Origin of the sequence: Accumulibacter sp. (genome assembly GCF_023806625.1) — a bacterium.
In the GTDB taxonomy this organism is placed as follows: Bacteria; Pseudomonadota; Gammaproteobacteria; order Burkholderiales; family Rhodocyclaceae; genus Accumulibacter.
The window spans coordinates 185931-203595 of sequence record NZ_JAMTDX010000011.1 but is presented as its reverse complement, the minus strand read 5'-3'; the positions used below and the strand labels follow the sequence as shown (position 1 = coordinate 203595).

At 68.2% G+C, this 17665-nt stretch carries 17 protein-coding genes; 7 read left to right on the top strand and 10 right to left on the bottom strand.

Annotation, left to right across the window (positions count from 1 at the left end; all coding sequences use genetic code 11):
- Positions 1-392: 392 nt before the first annotated feature.
- The 3 genes from NFW05_RS03645 to NFW05_RS03635 form a co-directional block, all read right to left on the bottom strand.
- Positions 393-2081 (bottom strand): SulP family inorganic anion transporter, encoded by a 1689-nt coding sequence (locus NFW05_RS03645; RefSeq protein WP_295302869.1) that lies wholly within the window; start codon positions 2079-2081, stop codon positions 393-395.
- Positions 2082-2194: 113 nt separating this feature from the next.
- Positions 2195-2530, bottom strand: a complete 336-nt coding sequence (locus NFW05_RS03640) for a hypothetical protein (protein ID WP_295302868.1) — start codon at positions 2528-2530, stop codon at positions 2195-2197.
- Positions 2531-2670: 140 nt separating this feature from the next.
- Positions 2671-5253 (bottom strand): hypothetical protein, encoded by a 2583-nt coding sequence (locus NFW05_RS03635; protein ID WP_295302867.1) that lies wholly within the window; start codon positions 5251-5253, stop codon positions 2671-2673.
- Between the two features lie 153 nt (positions 5254-5406).
- Between NFW05_RS03635 and NFW05_RS03630 the strand changes: the two genes are divergently transcribed.
- Together NFW05_RS03630 and NFW05_RS03625 are read left to right on the top strand one after the other, a co-directional pair.
- A complete protein-coding gene (locus NFW05_RS03630; protein ID WP_295302866.1) occupies positions 5407-5880 on the top strand; it encodes a DUF2721 domain-containing protein in 474 nt (157 codons plus the stop codon).
- 231 nt (positions 5881-6111) lie between these two features.
- On the top strand, positions 6112-6918 hold the full coding sequence (locus NFW05_RS03625; protein WP_295302865.1) for a DUF4239 domain-containing protein: 807 nt from the start codon (positions 6112-6114) through the stop codon (positions 6916-6918).
- 38 nt (positions 6919-6956) lie between these two features.
- Here the strand turns inward: NFW05_RS03625 and NFW05_RS03620 are convergent, their stop codons facing one another.
- The 6 genes from NFW05_RS03620 to NFW05_RS03595 all read right to left on the bottom strand — a co-directional run bounded on the left by NFW05_RS03620 (position 6957) and on the right by NFW05_RS03595 (position 11345).
- A complete protein-coding gene (locus NFW05_RS03620) occupies positions 6957-8141 on the bottom strand; it encodes an iron-containing alcohol dehydrogenase (protein ID WP_295302864.1) in 1185 nt (394 codons plus the stop codon).
- Positions 8138-8431, bottom strand: coding sequence for an antibiotic biosynthesis monooxygenase (locus NFW05_RS03615; RefSeq protein WP_295302863.1), 294 nt, complete (start codon positions 8429-8431; stop codon positions 8138-8140). Before NFW05_RS03615 ends, NFW05_RS03620 begins: the two co-directional genes overlap by 4 nt.
- A gap of 112 nt (positions 8432-8543) precedes the next feature.
- On the bottom strand, positions 8544-9329 hold the full coding sequence (locus NFW05_RS03610; RefSeq protein WP_295302862.1) for an ABC transporter permease: 786 nt from the start codon (positions 9327-9329) through the stop codon (positions 8544-8546).
- Positions 9330-9357: 28 nt separating this feature from the next.
- Positions 9358-10311 carry an ATP-binding cassette domain-containing protein gene (locus tag NFW05_RS03605; protein ID WP_295302861.1) on the bottom strand — a complete coding sequence of 318 codons (954 nt, stop codon included), beginning with the start codon at positions 10309-10311 and terminating at the stop codon, positions 9358-9360.
- Positions 10299-10937: an alpha/beta hydrolase gene (locus NFW05_RS03600; RefSeq protein WP_295302860.1), complete on the bottom strand. Its 639-nt coding sequence runs from the start codon at positions 10935-10937 to the stop codon at positions 10299-10301. The genes NFW05_RS03605 and NFW05_RS03600 overlap by 13 nt, the downstream gene beginning before the upstream one ends.
- Positions 10938-11036: 99 nt before the next feature.
- A complete protein-coding gene (locus tag NFW05_RS03595) occupies positions 11037-11345 on the bottom strand; it encodes a ferredoxin (RefSeq protein ID WP_295302859.1) in 309 nt (102 codons plus the stop codon).
- 202 nt (positions 11346-11547) lie between these two features.
- Between NFW05_RS03595 and NFW05_RS03590 the strand changes: the two genes are divergently transcribed.
- The gene (locus NFW05_RS03590; protein WP_295302858.1) at positions 11548-12591 is read left to right on the top strand and encodes a DnaJ C-terminal domain-containing protein; all 1044 of its coding nucleotides are present in this window, start codon (positions 11548-11550) and stop codon (positions 12589-12591) included.
- A 308-nt stretch (positions 12592-12899) separates the two neighbouring features.
- On the opposite strand, the gene NFW05_RS03585 is transcribed toward NFW05_RS03590, so the two are convergent.
- Positions 12900-14000: a VanZ family protein gene (locus NFW05_RS03585; RefSeq protein ID WP_295302857.1), complete on the bottom strand. Its 1101-nt coding sequence runs from the start codon at positions 13998-14000 to the stop codon at positions 12900-12902.
- Between the two features lie 405 nt (positions 14001-14405).
- Here NFW05_RS03585 and rpsB point away from each other — a divergent pair, with 405 nt between their 5' ends.
- The 4 genes from rpsB (at position 14406) to frr (ending at position 17646) form a co-directional block, all read left to right on the top strand.
- Complete coding sequence (gene rpsB, locus NFW05_RS03580; RefSeq protein WP_295302856.1) at positions 14406-15146, top strand: 30S ribosomal protein S2; 741 nt, start codon at positions 14406-14408, stop codon at positions 15144-15146.
- A 256-nt stretch (positions 15147-15402) separates the two neighbouring features.
- The gene (gene tsf / locus NFW05_RS03575) at positions 15403-16299 is read left to right on the top strand and encodes a translation elongation factor Ts (RefSeq protein WP_295302855.1); all 897 of its coding nucleotides are present in this window, start codon (positions 15403-15405) and stop codon (positions 16297-16299) included.
- Positions 16300-16351: 52 nt separating this feature from the next.
- Entirely contained in the window at positions 16352-17074 is a 723-nt protein-coding gene (gene pyrH, locus NFW05_RS03570; RefSeq protein WP_295302854.1) for a UMP kinase, read from the top strand.
- An 11-nt stretch (positions 17075-17085) separates the two neighbouring features.
- Positions 17086-17646, top strand: coding sequence for a ribosome recycling factor (gene frr, locus NFW05_RS03565; RefSeq protein WP_295302853.1), 561 nt, complete (start codon positions 17086-17088; stop codon positions 17644-17646).
- Positions 17647-17665 lie beyond the last annotated feature (19 nt).

The following is a 17665-nucleotide window of genomic DNA, read 5'->3' as shown; positions in this document are numbered from 1 at the left end:
TGTCACTACACACCAACTCGGCCAGATGACTAACCCCCTGTTTTTATTGGGGCCGCCCAGCCAATTATGCCGTTGGAACGTAAAAGGTGTCGAACTCGGGAGCCAAGGGGCACACGCTGCTCGCCGAAGTCGACGCGCTGTTCGGCCGGCAGACGCCCGACGGATAGCCGACGGGCTCTCGCGACGCACTACGCCGGCGTTTGGGAAGGCCGCCGGCTCACCGGCAATCAATCGACTTCGGGCTGTCCGCGAAGGCGTCGCCGATCGCCGGTCGTGTTCCTCGTCGGGGGGCCTTCGTCCCGTTGCCGGTAGGTCGATCGCGATGTTCGAGGCGCTGCTGGTCGGCTCGCGCCGCTCCGCCCTGGTTTCGCGCGCAGCTCGCCGACTGGCCGTCACTGCGCCGCGTAAGCATCGACGCAGTCGCGCAGGCGATCGAAGAGCGCGCTCTCGCCGACCAGCGCGGTGAGTCCGAGCCGGTCGAGGTCGGCGCGCAGCGGCGTGCCGACATGCGCGAAAACCAGCCGCACGCCCTGTCGGGCGAGGTCTTCGTGCAGTTCGGCGAGGGCGCCGCCGGCCGAGTAGTCGACTCCGGTGATCGCTCCGGCGTCGATGACCAGCCAGCGGACGGGCTCTGGCGAGTCGTGGACGAGGGCCATCGCCTGGCTGCGGAAGTGGCCGGCGCTGGCGTAATAGAGGTCGCCGCCGAACCAGTAGACGACGAGTCCCGGCTGGGCGTGCTTGCCGGGGGCGACGGCTTCCCAGTGCCAGTTGCCCTCGGCGTCGCGCAGCTCGATCGCGGTGCGCGGGCGGTAGCCGCGGCGCACGTGGTCGAGCAGCGAAAGGACAATGGCCAGCAGGATGCCGTGCTCGACGCCGAGAACGACGACCGCCGCGGCGGTGGCCAGCGCCAGGAGCCACTCGTCGCGCGACTTGCGGCGCAGGTCGTCGAGGCCCTTGAGGTCGACGAGGTGCACCGCGATGGTGAACACGATCGCTCCGAGTGCGCTGACCGGCAGGTACTGCAGCGGACCGGTGAGGAAGAGCAGCACGAGGAGGACGACCAGCGCCGTCGACAGGTGCGCGAGCTGGCTCGACCCGCCCGAGCTCTCGACCATCGCCGTCTGCGTCGGACTGCCGTTGACCACGAAGGTGCCGCTCAACGCGGCGGCGGCGTTGGCTGCCGACAGGCCGAGCAGGTCCTGGTTCGAGTCGAGCGCCTGGTGGTGCCGCGTCGCGTAGGCGCGGGCGGTCACCGCGCTCTGCGCGACGATCATGATGAAGCAGGCGCCGGCGGTGGGCAGCAGCGTGCGGATCAGGTTCCAGTCGAGCGGTGGCAGCGCGAGCCTCGGGAAGCCACCGGACACCGGTCCGATGATCTCGATGCCGTGGCCGGCGAAGTCCAGGCTCGCGCTGGCGCTGATCGCCGCGACGACGGCGATCAGCGCGCCGGGCAGCTTCGGCGCGACGCGGCGCAGGAGCAGGATCGTGGCGATCACGGCGAGCGACACGCCGAGCGTCGGCAGGTGGGTCTGCGGCAATTCGCGGACGATCGTCAGCAACTGCTCGAGCGGCTGGTGAGCGTGCATCGGCAGGCGCAGCAGTTCGTCGAGAACCGCGATGCCGACCTGGAAGCCGACTCCGGTCAGGAAGCCGACGAGCACGGTGCGCGACAGGAAGTCGGAGAGGAAGCCGAGCCTGAAGACGCGGGCGAGGAGCAGGAAGCCGGCGGTGAGCAGCGCGACGAGGCTGGCCAGGGAGAGGTAGTGTGCGGTGTCGGCGACGGCCAGCCCGGAGAGGCCGGTGGCCAGGATCGCCGCGGTCGCCGAGTCGGCAGCGACGACCAGGTAGCGCGACGAGCCGAGTGCGGCGAAGGCGATCAGCGGCAGCAGCAGCGTGTACAGGCCGCTGATCACCGGCGTTCCGGCGATCTTGGTGTAGCCGAGCGCCTGCGGAACGTTCATCGCCGCGAGCGTGAAGCCGGCCAGCGCGTCGCGCGTCGCCGCCGCCCGGCTGGCGATCGGCAGCAGGCCCTGGAACAGCCCGAAGCGAGCAGCCTGTTTGGTCGTGGAAGGCTCGTTCACATCCGTCCTTTCTCTGCGGCGAGATGCTCGGTCGCCGGTCGGTCGCCCGAGGACGCCGGCCGGCAACGACGTGGCTCGTTAGAGCGCCGCGCTGCGCTGGCTGGTCCCCGCGGCTACGGCGCCAGGGCGGGATTTCGGGCGGCGACGGCGAGGCAGCTCGGCGAGCCGAGCTGGCAGACGACGACGTAGGTCGTCTTCCGACCGCAGCCCTCGACGCCAACCGTATACTCGGCGCGTTCGAGACCGTTCCAGACCACCGGCTGGAGCAGGTTGCTCGACAGGACGATTCCTCTGGCCGTCGGGCAGGACAGTTCGAACTGTCCGCGGCGGGTGGCGACGAGCAACGCCTGATCCTGTTCGCTGGCCAGGATCTGCTGGTCGGAGGCGCAGCCGGCCAGCGTCAGCACGCCGAGCGCCAAGCCGGCGAAGGATTTCCGTTCGAAGACCATATCGAGACTCCATGATCGATGGGGAGTGGTCGGCGCGGCGATCACGCCGGCAGACTCGATCCCCTGGGTGAACAAGCACGCCCGGTGTTGGCGAGGTGCGTCGCAATCCGCTGACCGTCATCGGGACCGCCGGCTGCGCGTCAGCGCCGCCCGCCAAAGCGTCCGCCGAAACCGCCGCCGCCGAAACGGCCGCCGAAACCGCCGCCGCCGAAGCGGTCGCCGAAGTCGCCGCCGCCGTAGCGGTCGCCGCCTCCCCAGCCTCCGCTGCCGAAGCGGTCGTCGCCGCCGCCCCAGCCGCTGGCACGGCTGTCGGCCGCGCTGCGGGCCTGCGCTTCACGGTCGGCCCACGAGGTGTCGCCGGTCGCCGACTGCCAGCCGCCGGCGCCTTGCTGTTGCCAGCCGCTGCCGCTGTTGCGGTAGACGTTGCCGTCCGACCCGGCGTAGTGGTTGCCGAACAGCCCGCTCGAGGTGTAGCTCTTGGTTTGCCCGGTCTGCGCGTCGTAGGCACTGACCGTGTGCTGCGCGCCGACGCCTTCGGGCCCGGCGGTCGCGGTGGCCGTTCGTGACACCGAGCTGCCTTCGGGGCCGGTCGCCGAGACGCTCGAACCGTACGAACGCTGCCCGGTGTAGGTGTTGTACGAGCCGCCGCGGGCGACGTTGCCGGTGGTTCCGCCGGCGGTATCGAAAGTGCGGTCGTAGCCGCGTTGCGCCTGACCCGTCCACGGGTTGTAGCTGCGTCCAGCGGCGTACGATCCGCTGGTGCCGGTGCGCTCGTTGGTGTAGGTTCCGGTCGCCGCCGTGCCGACGCGGCCGTCGGCGGCCGAGTACCAGGTGCGCGTTCCCGAGTACACGGTATTGCCCCAGTGGCCATAGACGCTGGCGCTCGTCGACCCGCAGCAGGGGTAGCCCCAGTATCCCGGGTGATAGTATGCGCCCCAGTACGGCGCAGCCCAGGCGGCCGTAGCCAGACCAAGCCCGTAGCCGAAGGCGAAGCCGACGTAGGGGTTGTAGATCGGTGCCGCGGCGATTCCCCAGGTGTACGGCGCTGCGTACCAGACGCTGCCGATCCACGGAGTGTAGGCATAGCCGGTGCCGTAGACGACGACGCCGTCGGGGGCGACCATCGTGCCGAGGTAGCCCGGCGTGTACCCGACGTAGACGACCTCGCTGGTCGCGCCATAGACCTGCACGTAGGTCACGTAATGCAGTGGCGAGCTCGCCGGGATGGTGTAGATCACCGGCGGGACGCTGGTCGCGACGAACCACGGGCCGGTCAGCCCGGTCGCCGTGAACCACACGCCGGCGCGCACCGCGTAGTAGCTCGTCGGCCCGACGCGGATGATCGGGTCGGCGGAGTTTGCGACGTACTGCAGCGGCGTTCCGTCGATCGGCCGGTATTGCGGGGCGCCGTCGAACGTCGGGGTGAACTTCGGACCCTTGCTCAGCGGGACGACGGCCGTCTGCGGAACCGAGTTGGCGATCAGCATTTCCTGGGCCTGAGGCGTTCCGGAGACCGAGGCGAGCACGACGGCCGACGGGGAGTCGGCCGGAATGCGCGCGAAATCCGCCGGCAGCGAGTTCGCCGCGACCCAGGTCCACGGCCCGCCGAGCGCCGGCGCCCGGTACCAGCGCCCGGCCATCAGCGTGTAATACTGGTTGTCGGAAGTATCGACGAGCACGTCGGCGGTGGTGTTGTCGGCCCAGAGCAGGCCAGTGCCGGTGACCGGAACGAAGTTGGGCTGCCCCTTGAAGACGATCAGCTCGGCGGGCACCTGGCTGACATAGATCGTCGGCACGCCGTCGTTCAGCGACGGCTTCGGGTTTGCCCGCGGACCGCCGTCGAGCAGATCGATGCGCTTCTCGCCGGCCAGCTGGCTGGCCAGGTCGTCGAGGCCGAAGGGCACGCGCGTGGCGCGCGTCCACCGACCGTCGAGCGAGGCCGACGACAGCCAGCCGTCGAAGACGTGCAGGTACCAGGTGCCGTCGAGCCGCGTCCGGGCGATCAGTGCCTGGGTATTGATCACCCGCTCGAAGCGGCTGCTGTTGACCTGGCGGATCACCGGCGCGCCGTCGATCGGGACGAGGATCGCCGGCGAGGTGCTGACGATGATCCGCGGCGGGTCGTTGTTCACCGGCACGGCTTTCGGCTTGACCGTCCGTGAGGCGGCGAGCTGACCCTGCAGCAGGTCGAGCGAGACCGTCGTCAGCGTCGCCGGGAGCTGCCCGCGCAGCTGGCTCAGGTAGGCGAGACCGTCGTCGGCCAGCGTCGGGAAGCGGGCCTGCGTCAGGTTCAGGTCGGAGAGCGTGACGGTGCGGGTCAGGCGATCGACGTCGGTCCGCGCGCTGCCGGTGATCACTCCGAAAGTCTGCTCCTTCGTTCCACTCGGGTTGACCGAGACGGCCGCGCGAAAGGCGAGGCGGTTGCCCTGCCAGCTGTCGACCTGCGGCAGATAGATCAGCGCCGTCGCCCCGGAGAGCTTCACCTGCCGTGGCCAGGGGTCGGCGAGCGACTGGCTCGGCGGCTGGCCGGGAGCAGTCTGGCTCTGGGCTGCAGTTGCTGTGTCGGGCGGCGCAGCGAAGCCCGGGCTGGCCGCCGGCGGCGGCAGCGCGAAGGTTGGCCCGGGATCGCCGGCGAGCGGCGGGTTCGCCTGCTGGCCTGCGCAGCCGGCAGCGGTGGCGATCGCGGTGGCGAGCAGGCTCGCACGAAGACTCGGTCTGGGCATGGAATCTTCCTTTGCGGGGAGCGGGGTTGATCGGGCGTCCGTTCGGGCGCAGAGTATGTGACGAGCAGGCCGGGCGGTCAACGGCCGCCGTGCCTGCCGCGGGCAAGCGGCGCGAGTCGGGCCGCGCGGCGCCCGCTTGCCAAAGGACAGACGATGATCCCTCTTCCGCAACAGGTCTCGTCGGTGGCGCAGGTCATCCAGCTCGCCGTCGCGCCGGTCTTTCTGCTCGCCGGGGTCGGTGCGCTGCTCGGAGTCCTGGCCAATCGCCTCGCACGGGTCATCGACCGTTTCCACGTGCTGGAGAGGAGTCTGGCCGGCGAGCCCGATCCCGCCGAACGCGCGGAGAGCCTGGCGACGATCCTCGCGCTCTCCCGGAGGGCGCGCTGGATCCACTGGGCGATCAGTCTGTGTACGGCCTGCGATCTGCTCGTCTGCCTGGTCGTCGTCGCGCTGTTCGCCGGCGCCGAGCTGAAGGTCGATCTGTCGAGCACGATCGCCGGCCTGTTCGTCGCCGCGATGCTCGCGCTGATTGCCGGACTGGCCTGCTTTCTGCGCGAGATCGCCCTGGCTACCCGCTTCATCGAGAGCCTGCACCGGACGGCGGCCGAGGCAGATCGGCGGGGCTGACCATCCGGGCGCGCGGGATCAGCGGGTTGTCTGGCCGGTGGCGATTGCCGCTAGAATGGCCGCCGCCCTAAGAGGTTGTGAATAAATCTACTGCGCGGCCAATCTGCGGCGTTGCTCACTCGCTCACTCCTCGCCTATCCACCTGATATGTCTCGTCGTTCGCTCGCTCGCGCCTGGCATATCGGCCTGCTCGTGACGATTTCTTCACAACCTCTCACCACAGGATCAACGATGAACTGGTTCCACGAACTCTCTTCAATCGGACTGGCCGTCTTCGTTCTGACGCTGACGCTCGTGCTGTCGGTCGCTGGAGTCTGGCTGGTCACGCCGCGGGTGCGCGCGTCGCTGCTTCACCGGCATTTCGACAACGGTTCGATCGCCGGGCTGCTCTCCGCACTGATCGGCGTCTATGCGGTGGCTGCCGGTCTGACCGCGGTGGCCGTCTGGCAGAACATGGACGATGCGGCCGCCGACGTCGGCCGCGAGGCGGCGGCGATCGCCGTCCTCTACCAGAATCTCGGCGGCTATCCGCCGCTGCTCGAGAAGCAGACGAAGAGGGCGCTCGCTGCCTATACACGGCACGTGATCGATCACGAATGGCCGATGCACCTGCACGGCGAACTGCCGCCGAACACGCTGCGGATCATCGAAGCGGCGCAGCGCGCGATCCTCGCCTTCGAACCGGCGAGCGAAGGCCAGAAGATCGTCCACGCCCGCGTCCTCGAAGCGTACAACCGCCTGGTCGAGGCGCACTGGCGGCGGCTGCAGGCGGTCACCGACACGGCACTGCCGATCGAACTGTGGGTGGTCGTGACGCTGCTCGGGCTGAGCGCGATATCGGCGTGCTTTCTGCTGCGCGTCGACAGCTTCCAGCTGCACACCGCGCTGACCCTTCTGGTCGCGACGCCGGTTGCGCTGGTGATCTATTTCATCGCCGTCAGCGACCACCCGTTCCAGGGCGGAATCAGCGTCTCTCCTGAGCCTTACCGGGCCGTCTACGAACGGCTGATCCTCCCCGACCCGGCGATCCAGGACTGAGCGGACCGGTGCCGATCGCGCCCCGGCGTCTCGCCCGTTCAGAGGCGCGAGGCGAGGATGCCGGTCAGTTCGTCGTCGCCGAGCACGACGGGATTGGTCTTCATGCTCGACCCGCGGCTCGCGGCGACGATCCGCGGCAGGTCGCTCGCGGCGATTCCGTAGGCCGAAAGGCGTGGCAGGGCGAGTTCCTCTTCCCAGCGGCGCAGGGTGTCGACCAGGAAGCGCCGCGCGTCGCGCCCGTTGAGACCCTTCTGCATGGCGAAGCGGCGCCCGATTTCGGCGTATTTGGGCAGCGCCGGGTTGTCCGGCTCGCGCGCTTCGAGCGCGGCGATGTTGCCTGCCGTCGCGCTGGCGACCAGCGTTCCGCAGACGACGCCGTGCGGGATCGGGAACAGCGCGCCGAGTGGCGAGGCGAGCCCGTGGACCGCGCCGAGCCCGGCCTGGGCGAGGCAGATCCCCGAGGTCAGCGAGGCGTAGGCCATCTGTGCCCGCGCGGCGGCCGACTGCGCGCGGTGAAGAGCCGGCAGGGCATCCCGCGCGGCCATGATTCCCGACCGGGCGAGCGCGTCGGTGACCGGGTTGGCGCGCAGCGAGACGAACGATTCGAGCAACTGGGTGAAGGCGTCGAGACCGTCGGCGGCGATCAGTTCGGGCGGGCAGCTGGCCAGCAGATCGGGGTCGACGATCGCCCATTCGGCGACCAGCTGCTCGTCGCGAAACGACTTCTTGAACCCCCCGGGGGCGCTGAGTACGGCGTTGCGGGTCGCCTCGGACCCCGTTCCGGCGGTCGTCGGGACGGCGATGAACGGCGTCGCCGGCCCACGGTACGGCAGTTCGGGTCCGACGCCCTCGAGGTGGTCTTCGACCGGATTGCCGGTGCGCAGCAGCCCGGCGATCGCCTTGGCCGCGTCGAGCGCGCTGCCGCCGCCGACGCCGACGACGGCGTCGAAGGCAGAGGCGCGAAAGCTGGCCACCGCCTGATTGACGAATTCGGGCGAAGGTTCTCCGGAGACCCCGACGCGCTGCCAATCGAGGCCACGCTGGCGAAAGGCGGCGAACAGCCGCTCGCCGGCGGCCGACTCGACGAACGAGCGGGCGCCGGTGACCAGCAGCAGGCGCCGGCCATAGCCCGCGGCGATCTCCGGAAGCCGGGCGATCGCGCCGCTACCGAACTCGATTCGCGGCAGGCGTCCGATCGAGAATCGGCCAGCGCCGTCGCTCATTCGGGGAACAGCCCGTTCATCGGCTCACCGCGCCGCGCTTCGGCCATCATCCCGGCGACCGTGTCGCGCCAGGCGAGGTAGTGTGTCGTCTGCTTGTGCGCAGCGGCGTCCGCCGCCGAGGCGTAGGCCTCGTAGAGGATGAATCGCGCCGGGTCGTCGGGGGCCTGCAGCACGTCGAATCGGCGATTCCCGGGCTCGCCGACCGACGCTTGGTGATTGAGCCGCGTGGCCGCGATGAACGCGGCGATCGATTCCGGTCTGACCCGGACATGGACGAGGGTGACGTGCATGGTCGCTTTCCTCCGCTTGGACTGGCGAGATTCTACCTCGCGCGCTGCCGGGTCGGCGATCGGCGCGGTGACCTCCGCCGGCCGCCCCCGGCGAGGGAGCCGTCGCGCGGTGTCAGGCGAGAAGGCGGCGGCGAGCGAGGACGCAGGCGATCCAGAAGCCGAGACCGGCGACCAGCAGCAGCACTGCGAGATGGCCGAGCGGGTCGTCGGGAAGCTCGCCGAGCAACAGAGGCCGCACGAGCTGCACGGCGTGAGCCAGCGGCAGCCAGCCGGCGATCGCCTGGATCGCCGCCGGCAACTGCCCGGCCGGGAAGAACACTCCCGAGATCAATAGCATCGGGGTCAGGAACAGCGTGAAGTAGTACATGAAGAAGTCAAACGAGGGAGCGAGGGCGCAGACCACCAGGCCGAGCGCAGCGAAGGCCGCGCCGGTCAGGAAGATGACCGGAATCGCCGCCAGCGCGTACACCGACGAAACGAGCCCGAGGGCGGCGACGACGGCGAGGATCGCCAGTCCCGAGAAGAGGCTCTTCGAAGCCGCCCAGAAGAGTTCGCCGGCGAGCACTTCGTCGAGCGACAGCGGCGTGTTGAGGATCGCCTCCCAGGTCTTCTGGACGTGCATCCGCGAGAAGGCCGAGTAGAGCGCCTCGAAGGTCGCCGCGTGCATCGTGCTGGCGACGACCGTTCCGGCGGCGAGGAAGCCGAGGTAGTCGACCCCGTCGATCGCCGGCATCAGGCTGCCGAGTCCGTAGCCGAGACCGAGCATGTAGATCAGCGGGTCGGCGAGGTTGCCGAGCAGCGAGGGAACGGCGAGCTTGCGCCAGACGAGGAAGTTGCGGCGCCAGACGGGCAGCCAGCGGAGGCCGGGGCGGGGGAGGTGCAGTCGGGCGAGACGCATGGCTCGGAGATCTTGACTTGACAGCCTCTCAGTCGCGCAGGTCGCGACCGGTCAGCTTGAGGAAGACGTCCTCGAGACTGGCTGCGCGATGCACGAAGCGCAGTTGCGCTTCGCCGGCCAGTGCGGACAGCAGGGGGGCGGGATCGAGGCAGTAGACGAAGGCGGTGTCACCGGCCGCCTCGACGCGTTCGCCGAGAACCATGCGCTTGCGGGCCCAGTCGACGGCGTCGTCGCCAAAGACCTCGACGACCTGCGGTTCGATGTGCTTGGAGATCAGCCCGCGCGGAGCGCCCTCGGCGATGATCCGCCCGCGGTCGAGGATCGCCAGTCGATCGCAGAGGCGTTCGGCTTCGTCCATGAAGTGGGTGGTCAGGAGCAGTGTCTTGCCTTCGGCGACGAGCCGCTTGAGGCGCTCCCAGATCAGGTGGCGGGCCTGCGGATCGAGGCCGGTCGTCGGTTCGTCGAGGAACAGGATGTCGGGGTCGTTGATCAGCGCCCGGGCCAGGGTGAGCCGCCGCTTCATGCCACCCGACAGCGTCTGGATCGGCGCGTCCTGCTTGCCGGCAAGGCCGGCGAAGTCGAGCAACTGCGGAATGCGCTCGGCGATCAGCGTGTCGGCGATGCCGAAGTATCGGCCGTAAACGAGCAGGTTCTCGTGGCAGGTGAAATCCGGGTCGAGATTGTCGGCCTGCGGAACGACGCCGACGCGCGCGCGGGCGAGCCTGGCCTCGCCGGGAATCGCCCGGCCGGCGAGGCGAACCTCGCCGCCGTCCAACTCGCTCAGGCCAAGGCAGCAGCGCAGGGTGGTCGTCTTGCCGGCGCCGTTCGGCCCGAGCAGGCCGAAGCAGGTCGCCGCCGGAACCGAGAACGAGAGATCGTCGACGACGACTTCGCCTGCCCAGGACTTGGCCAGATGTCCAACTTCGAGGATCGCACCCGGGTCGCCGACCGCCCGCGTGCTGCGGCGGGTCAGTGACGCCATGCGCGGCTGACGATTTCGCGAATGAGGTGCAGGCGCCGGTGGAAGAAGTGGTCGGCCCCCGGAACGACGACCACCGGGAGGTCGAGCGGTCTGGCCCACTCGATGACGTTGGCCAGCGGCACGGTGGCATCCTCGGAGCCGTGGATGACGATCGTGTCGCCGGGCACGGCGCGCGTCTGGTAGCGGCGTGCCCCTTCGACGAAGCCCGACGCGGTGCCCACGAGAACCAGCCGCTGCGGCGGGTGGCCGCTGGCCAGCAGCGCCTCGGCGACGCGCGTCTGCACATAGGCGCCGAAGGAGAATCCGGCCAGGGCGACCGGCAGATTCCCGAAGCGACACCTGGCCTCGGCGAGCACGCAGAGCATGTCTTCGGTTTCGCCCTGGCCGTCGTCGTGCCTGCCCTCGCTGAGACCGACGCCGCGGAAGTTCGGTCGCAACGCGACGTAGTCGAGGTGATTGAAGGTCCGCGCGAGCGTCTGGACGACCTTATTGGTGTTGCCGCCTCCAAACAGCGGATGCGGGTGGGCGATCAGCGCGATGCCGCGCGGCGCACCGGGATTCTCGACGATGACCTCGATCCGGCCGGCCGGTCCGTCGATCAGCAGGGGCTCGGGCTGGATTCTCATGCGCGGACTCTCCTCTTGCTTTGCGGCAACGGACGCCACCGCCGGCGCCAGGCCACCTACCTGGCCGGCAGATGCGCGGCCCGGGGCGGGTCTGCCGGTTCAGATCCTCAAACGCTCGACGATTCGCCCGTTCCGCAGGTGCTCCTGGATGATCTCCTCGATGTCCTCGTGGTCGACGTAGCTATACCACACGCCTTCGGGGTAGACGACGAGAACCGGACCGTCGTCGCAGCGATCGAGGCAGCCCGACTTGTTGATGCGCACCTTGCCGCGTCCCTTGAGCCCGAGTTCGGCGACTCGCTCCCTGGCGTAGGTCTGAGCCGCCGTGGCTCCTGCGCCGTTGCAGCAGGTCTCGCCCTCGCCGCGCTGATTGCAGCAGAAGAACACATGGTGCCGGAAATAGCTCATCGAAGCGCCTCCTCGCGTCGTCGTCGGCTGGCTGCCAGGGGCCATTCTAACGCCGTTTGCCGGGGCCCTCGCGCGAGGCCGTGTGCAGTCCGGCGAAGGGAGCGCGGCGATCGGTCGCCGATCGCGTAGAATTGGGGCCATCCGACGGGTCGCCGGTCGCTGTGCTGTCCGGCCGCAGGCCCGGTTCCCTGGTGATCGTCCGATGAGCAGCAACGAAGATCCCTTCGTCGTCCTGGGCGTCAGCCGCGGGGCGTCACCCGAAGAAGTCAAGCGCGCTTACCGGCGGCTGGCGATGTTCTGGCACCCCGACCGGAACCCTTCGGCTGCCGCAGAGAGCGAGTTCAAGCGTATCCATGCCGCCTACGAGAGCTATCTCGACCCGCAGCGCCTGGCCGCGCTGGAGCAGCCAGACGAGGAAGGCGCAGCGGATCAGGGAGGGCAGGCCGCAGGCGACGAGGTTGGAGCCGATCTGACCCAGGTGCTGATCCTGACGCTCGAGGAGGCGGCACTCGGCTGCCGGAAGAACGTCGAACTCGTGCACAGCGTCCGCTGTGCTGCGTGCCGCAACAGCGGTCGAATCCAGCACAGGAACTCGGTGCCCTGCCCGGCGTGCAGCGGCTGCGGCCGGGTTTCCTGTGGTAGTGGGCGAACAAGTCGCTGCACGGGGTGTAGTGGGCGCGGCTACCTCTACGAGACGGCGTGTCCGGAATGCGCCGGGACGGGCTGGCGCCCGGAACTGCGAACACTGTCGGTCACCGTCCCGCCGGGCCTGCTCGACGGCGAGCGTCTGCGTCTCTCACGGCAGGCGCCGCTGCCTCCGGGGGGCACCCGGATGCGGCCCGGTGATCTCTATCTGGAGGTCGCTTTCGCCGAGCATCCGCTGTTCAATCTCCAGGGCAGGGATATCCATTGCCACGTTCCGGTCAGCGTAATCTTCATGCTTTGCGGGGGGGCCATCGAGGTGCCGACGCTGTTCGGCACGGTCAGCGTCGAGCTTCCACGACACGCGCACCAGTCGCCCGAGCAGCGCTTCGCCGGACTGGGCTATCCCGACAAGCAGGCTTCGCTGGCGGGTGACCTGGTCATTCACCTGCAGGCGATCTATCCGCAGGAACTGCCGGACATGGACCTCGAGTTGCTCGCCGGAATCGAGGAGCGGGTCGCTGCCGATCCCGGGCGGTGCTCGCCGGCGCTCGCTGCGTGGAACGAGCGGATGCGCTTGCGGCGAGGTTCCGGCCATCGCTGAGAGGTTGTCAAGGAATCGTCACGAGCAGGTCGCGATGCCAGGTGCCAGGAAAGGGGGGTTCCTTCCTTTCTCTCCCGGAGCGAACGGCGAGACCTATCAGATGGATGGGAGAGGGCGAAGGCGGGGTTTCGCGCAGCATGCTGCGCGCCGCCGCAGCCGGCCGGCTGTGCAAAGCCGGCCGTGGACGCAGGCGGGGTTTCGCGCAGCATGCTGCGCGCCGCCGCAGCCGGCCGTGGGCGGAGCGACTGAGCAACGCCGCAGATTGGCCGCGCAGTGGATTCATTCACGACCCGTGGGGCGGGCCGCGGCTACAGATTCCTTCCGACGGCCGTCAGGTAGGGCAGGGCAAGGAACGGCCAGAGGCTGGCGACCCAGCGAGTCAGACCATTGAAGTTCAGGAAATGGCCCTGGCGCCAGGCGGCGAGCGCTGCTTCGGAGTAGGGGTTGGCTGGGGTCAGGTTGACCAGGGTCGTTCCGGCGAGCAGGGCGACTCCGGCAAGCGCGACGCGGAAGCGCGCCGGCAGGAGCAGCGCCATGGCAAGCAGCGAGCCGCCGATCAGCAGGCCCACCTGGGCCCCAGGCGTCAGCCAGGCGAAAGCGTCCTGGGGGGCGACGAGAACGGCTGCGGCCAGCGTTCGGACCGTCAGGGCGAGCACGAAGAACGCCGCCAGGACGAGATGAGGCGACGAGCTGTCGGCGAACAAGGTTCGCGCGAACAGGCCGATGACCACCGTGTTGCAGCCGATGACCGCCGTTTCGAGAACCAGGAACGAGGGGGCGGCGTACGGTACGGCTGGCGTCAGATCGAGAACGCTGCGCAGGTCGCCGGCACCGAAGAGCAGCGTTTCCGGTGACAGTTGAGTCAGCAGCCACATGCCGAGCAGAACGAGACCGAGCTCGGCATGCGCGATCGGCGCCAGCACGCTGCGCTGGAATCGTGCCAGTGCGCGGAAGATCCTCCTGCCGTTCCAGCAGGCGAGCGCCACGCCCAAGGCCGTGCCGGCGATGTTGCAGCCGAGATCGACGTTCGACGGCACGCGCGAAGGCAGCCAGTTCTGCAGGCATTCCAGGGTGAGGCTGAGCAGGCTGCCGAGGAGCAGGGCGGCGAGCGCCGCCGACCAGTTGCCGCCCGGGATTCCGCGCAGCGCGAGGGTCAACAGGAAGCCCAGCGGCAGGTAGGCGAGGACGTTTACGGTCAGGTCGAAGACCGTCCAGTAGCGTGGCCAGCCGGCACTGAGGAACTCGAGCGGCGAAATGCCCAGGCTCCGCCAGTTTGCCAAAGGGTACAGGCTGGCGTAGGCGATGAGGATCACGTAGGCCAGCGCCAGATGGAGCGGCAGACGGGTCGAGCGAACGAAAGCCGAGTCCGCGCGTCGGTCGTTGGCCAAACCGGGCGCAGGCAGGGGCATCAGCAGGCTGCGGGCGAGAAGGCGATCATGACTTGTATTCTAGCGCCGTGCGAGCCGGGCGCGGGCGACTGCGGCGCTTGCGCGGTCTTCGGCGAGCCTGCCGTGGGGTTCCCGACTGGTCGCCCAGGCCGACCCGCAGAGCTGCCAGCGGGTCGCGCTTCCCCCGTCGTTCGCTGGAGCCCGGCGAGAATTGCCGTCGGCGCCTGCTGATGGTAACATCCGCCGATTTTTGCCGGCCGACGGCTGGCGAGACTGGACGCGTGCATCGACGGCGCGTTGGGCGTTCGTTTCACGGGCGTCCGTATTTCGCACATTCGCCTGATCAAGGGTGTCCGTACTTGGCAGCAGGGCGGGCTTTAACGGGGCGGATGGTGGTTCAACCCTGACAGAGAGAACATTCAAGGCATGTCTACAACGATGCGGCAGATGCTCGAGGCCGGCGTTCATTTCGGCCATCAGACGCGTTTCTGGAATCCGAAGATGGCGCCGTACATCTTCGGCTCGCGGAACAAGATCCATATCGTCAACCTCGAAAGGACGCTCGCCAAGTACAACGAGGCGCTGGCTTTCGTGCGCCGGCTGTCGGCGAACAAGGGGACGATCCTCTTCGTCGGCACCAAGCGCCAGGCGCGCGAGATCATGGCCGAAGAAGCGACGCGCAGCGGGTCCCCGTACGTCGACCAGCGCTGGCTAGGCGGGATGCTGACCAACTTCAAGACGATCAAGCAGTCGCTCAAGCGCCTCAGGGAGACCGAGACGATGTGCGAGGACGGCTCGCTCGACAAGCTCGCCAAGAAGGAAGCGCTGATGATCACCCGCGAACTCGACAAGATGCACAAGTCGATCGGTGGCATCAAGGAGATGGGGTCGCTGCCCGACGCCCTGTTCGTGGTCGACGTCGGCTATCACAAGATCGCCGTCACCGAAGCGCGCAAACTGGGCATCCCGGTCGTCGGAGTGGTCGATACCAACCACTCTCCGGACGGAGTCGATTATGTGATCCCGGGTAACGATGACTCTTCGCGAGCGATCCGGCTGTATGCGCGCGGCGTCGCCGATGCGGTGCTCGAAGGACGCAGCCAGTTCGTCGAGGAAATCCTCGAAGCGGTTTCGGACGACGAGTTCATCGAGGAGTCCGACGACTGAGACCTGGTGCATCAGGCCACAAGTCTTGCGGCAAGAGCGAGCCGACTAAGCACTGGTCACAGGCTCGGGTGAAAGCAGGTGCGCGGGACGGCGGGCCGATGGTTTGGCCGATTCGCTCACCGGCCTGGCCATCGGGCTGGGCAGTCTGGCGCAGCGGGCTCACGCCAGACTGCCGCCCGGTTCCGGTCAGCGGAGTCGGGCGGTTCGGAAAACAAGTGGTCGCCGAGGCGACCCGTGCAGGCAACTGGAGAAGGATATGGCGGAAGTCACCGCAAGCATGGTGAAGGAGTTGCGCGAGAGGACCGACGCGCCGATGATGGAGTGCAAGAAGGCATTGACCGAGGCTGCCGGCGATCTCGCCAAGGCTGAGGAAATCCTGCGCGTGAAACTGGGCTCGAAGGCCAGCAAGGCGGCGACGCGGATCACTGCCGAGGGCGTCGTGGCGATCTTCCGGTCCTCTGACGAAAGGGTCGGCGCGATCGTCGAGGTCAATTGCGAGACCGATTTCGTCGCCAAGAACGAAGACTTCCTCAAGCTCGCTGGCGATTGCGCAGCGCTGGTCGCCGGCGCGAATCCGCCCGACGTGGCCGCCCTGTCGGCTCTGTCGCTGGGCAGCAGCAGCGTCGAAGAGACGCGCACGGCGCTCGTCGGCAGGATCGGCGAGAACATGTCGATCCGCCGTTTCGTCCGTCTCGAGGCGAAGGGCCGACTCGCTTCCTACGTCCATGGCGGCGCCAAGATCGGCGTGCTGGTCGACTACACGGGTGGCGACGGGCAGCTCGGCCGGGATCTCGCAATGCACATCGCGGCCACCAAGCCGAAGGCGCTCGATGCCTCGGGAGTCGCGGCCGAACTCGTCGACAGCGAGCGGCGGATCGCGATCGAGAAGGCACGCGAAGCCAACAAGCCCGAGGCGATGCTCGAAAAGATCGCCGAGGGATCGGTGCAGAAGTTTCTCAACGAGGTGACCCTGCTCGGGCAGGTGTTCGTCAAGGCTGAAGACGGCAAGCAGACGATCGGCCAGTTGCTCAAGGCCAGGGGGGCGTCGGTGGCTGGCTTCGCGCTCTTCGTCGTCGGCGAGGGTTTGGCCAGACGCTCGAACGACTTTGCTGCCGAAGTGGCGGCTCAGGCAGCCGCTGTGGCTCAGAAGTAGGCGGCGGAGCTCGCCGCCACCCTGTCGATCCTGCTGAAGGAGGAAGTCGCCGATGCCCGCAAGTCAGCCGAGGTTCAAACGCATCCTGCTCAAGCTCTCGGGTGAGGCCCTGATGGGCAGTGACGCCTACGGCATCAACTGGCGGACGATCACCGGAATCGTCACGGAGATCAAGGAGGTCGTGGATCTCGGCGTGCAGGTCGGCGTGGTCATCGGCGGCGGGAACATCTTCCGCGGCGTCGCGCCCGCTGCGCGTGGAATGGATCGCGCCCAGGCGGACTACATGGGCATGCTGGCCACGGTGATGAACGCGCTGGCGCTTCAGGACGCGATGCGCGCCGCCGGGATGGCTTCGCGGGTGCAGTCTGCGCTGAACATCGAGCAGGTCGTCGAGCCGTACATTCGTGCCAAAGCGATCCGTTACCTCGAGCAGGGCCGGACGGTCGTCTTCGCTGGTGGAACGGGGAATCCGTTCTTCACCACCGACACCGCTGCGGCCTTGCGCGGTGCGGAAATCGGTGCTGAAATCGTGCTCAAGGCGACCAAGGTCGATGGCGTGTACTCGGCCGATCCGCAGAAGGACCCCTCCGCCCGCCGCTATGACCGGATCAGTTTCGATGAGGCCATCGCGCGCAACATCGCGGTGATGGACGCAACCGCCTTCGCCTTGTGCCGCGACCAGAAGCTGCCCGTGAAGGTCTTCTCGATCTTTCGGGAGGGCGCGCTGAGGCGCGTCACGATGGGCGAAGACGAAGGCACTCTGGTGTATTGCTGACGGAGAGTGAGATGTCCCTAGCAGACGTGAAGAAGTCCGCCGAATACAAGATGCAGAAGTCGATCGAGGCGCTCAGGACCGACCTCGCCAAGGTGCGCACCGGACGGGCGCACGCGGGATTGCTCGACCATGTGCATGTCGACTACTACGGAACATCGGTGCCGATCAGCTCGGTGGCCAGCGTGACCGTCCTCGATTCGCGTACGCTGGGTGTCCAGCCCTGGGAGAAGGCGATGGCCGGGAAGGTCGAAAGGGCGATCCGTGACTCTGACCTCGGGCTCAATCCGTCTGCCCAGGGCGACCTGATTCGCGTTCCGATGCCGCCGTTGACCGAGGAGCGACGGCGCGAACTGATCAAGGTGGTCAAGGGCGAAGCCGAGGGTGCCAAGGTTGCCGTGCGCAACCTCCGTCGCGATGCGATCGCCGTATTGAAGGAGATGCTCAAGAAGAAGGAGTGCTCTGAGGACGACGAGCACCGCGCTCAGGACGAAATCCAGAAGCTCACCGATCGTTACGTCGCCGAGATCGACAAGCATCTGAGCCACAAGGAAACGGAGCTGATGGCCATTTAGCGGCTGCCCGAAGAGGTCT

Bases quoted from the DNA above. Each gene is read 5' to 3' on its own strand.
- NFW05_RS03605 (WP_295302861.1), bottom strand. From the start codon at position 10,311: ATGGCGTCACTGACCCGCCGCAGCACGCGGGCGGTCGGCGACCCGGGT.
- NFW05_RS03630 (WP_295302866.1), top strand. From the start codon at position 5,407: ATGATCCCTCTTCCGCAACAGGTCTCGTCGGTGGCGCAGGTCATCCAG.
- tsf (WP_295302855.1), top strand. From the start codon at position 15,403: ATGGCGGAAGTCACCGCAAGCATGGTGAAGGAGTTGCGCGAGAGGACC.
- NFW05_RS03625 (WP_295302865.1), top strand. From the start codon at position 6,112: ATGAACTGGTTCCACGAACTCTCTTCAATCGGACTGGCCGTCTTCGTT.
- rpsB (WP_295302856.1), top strand. From the start codon at position 14,406: ATGTCTACAACGATGCGGCAGATGCTCGAGGCCGGCGTTCATTTCGGC.
- NFW05_RS03595 (WP_295302859.1), bottom strand. From the start codon at position 11,345: ATGAGCTATTTCCGGCACCATGTGTTCTTCTGCTGCAATCAGCGCGGC.
- NFW05_RS03615 (WP_295302863.1), bottom strand. From the start codon at position 8,431: ATGCACGTCACCCTCGTCCATGTCCGGGTCAGACCGGAATCGATCGCC.
- frr (WP_295302853.1), top strand. From the start codon at position 17,086: ATGTCCCTAGCAGACGTGAAGAAGTCCGCCGAATACAAGATGCAGAAG.
- NFW05_RS03635 (WP_295302867.1), bottom strand. From the start codon at position 5,253: ATGCCCAGACCGAGTCTTCGTGCGAGCCTGCTCGCCACCGCGATCGCC.
- NFW05_RS03640 (WP_295302868.1), bottom strand. From the start codon at position 2,530: ATGGTCTTCGAACGGAAATCCTTCGCCGGCTTGGCGCTCGGCGTGCTG.
- NFW05_RS03610 (WP_295302862.1), bottom strand. From the start codon at position 9,329: ATGCGTCTCGCCCGACTGCACCTCCCCCGCCCCGGCCTCCGCTGGCTG.
- pyrH (WP_295302854.1), top strand. From the start codon at position 16,352: ATGCCCGCAAGTCAGCCGAGGTTCAAACGCATCCTGCTCAAGCTCTCG.
- NFW05_RS03600 (WP_295302860.1), bottom strand. From the start codon at position 10,937: ATGAGAATCCAGCCCGAGCCCCTGCTGATCGACGGACCGGCCGGCCGG.
- NFW05_RS03620 (WP_295302864.1), bottom strand. From the start codon at position 8,141: ATGAGCGACGGCGCTGGCCGATTCTCGATCGGACGCCTGCCGCGAATC.
- NFW05_RS03585 (WP_295302857.1), bottom strand. From the start codon at position 14,000: ATGCCCCTGCCTGCGCCCGGTTTGGCCAACGACCGACGCGCGGACTCG.
- NFW05_RS03590 (WP_295302858.1), top strand. From the start codon at position 11,548: ATGAGCAGCAACGAAGATCCCTTCGTCGTCCTGGGCGTCAGCCGCGGG.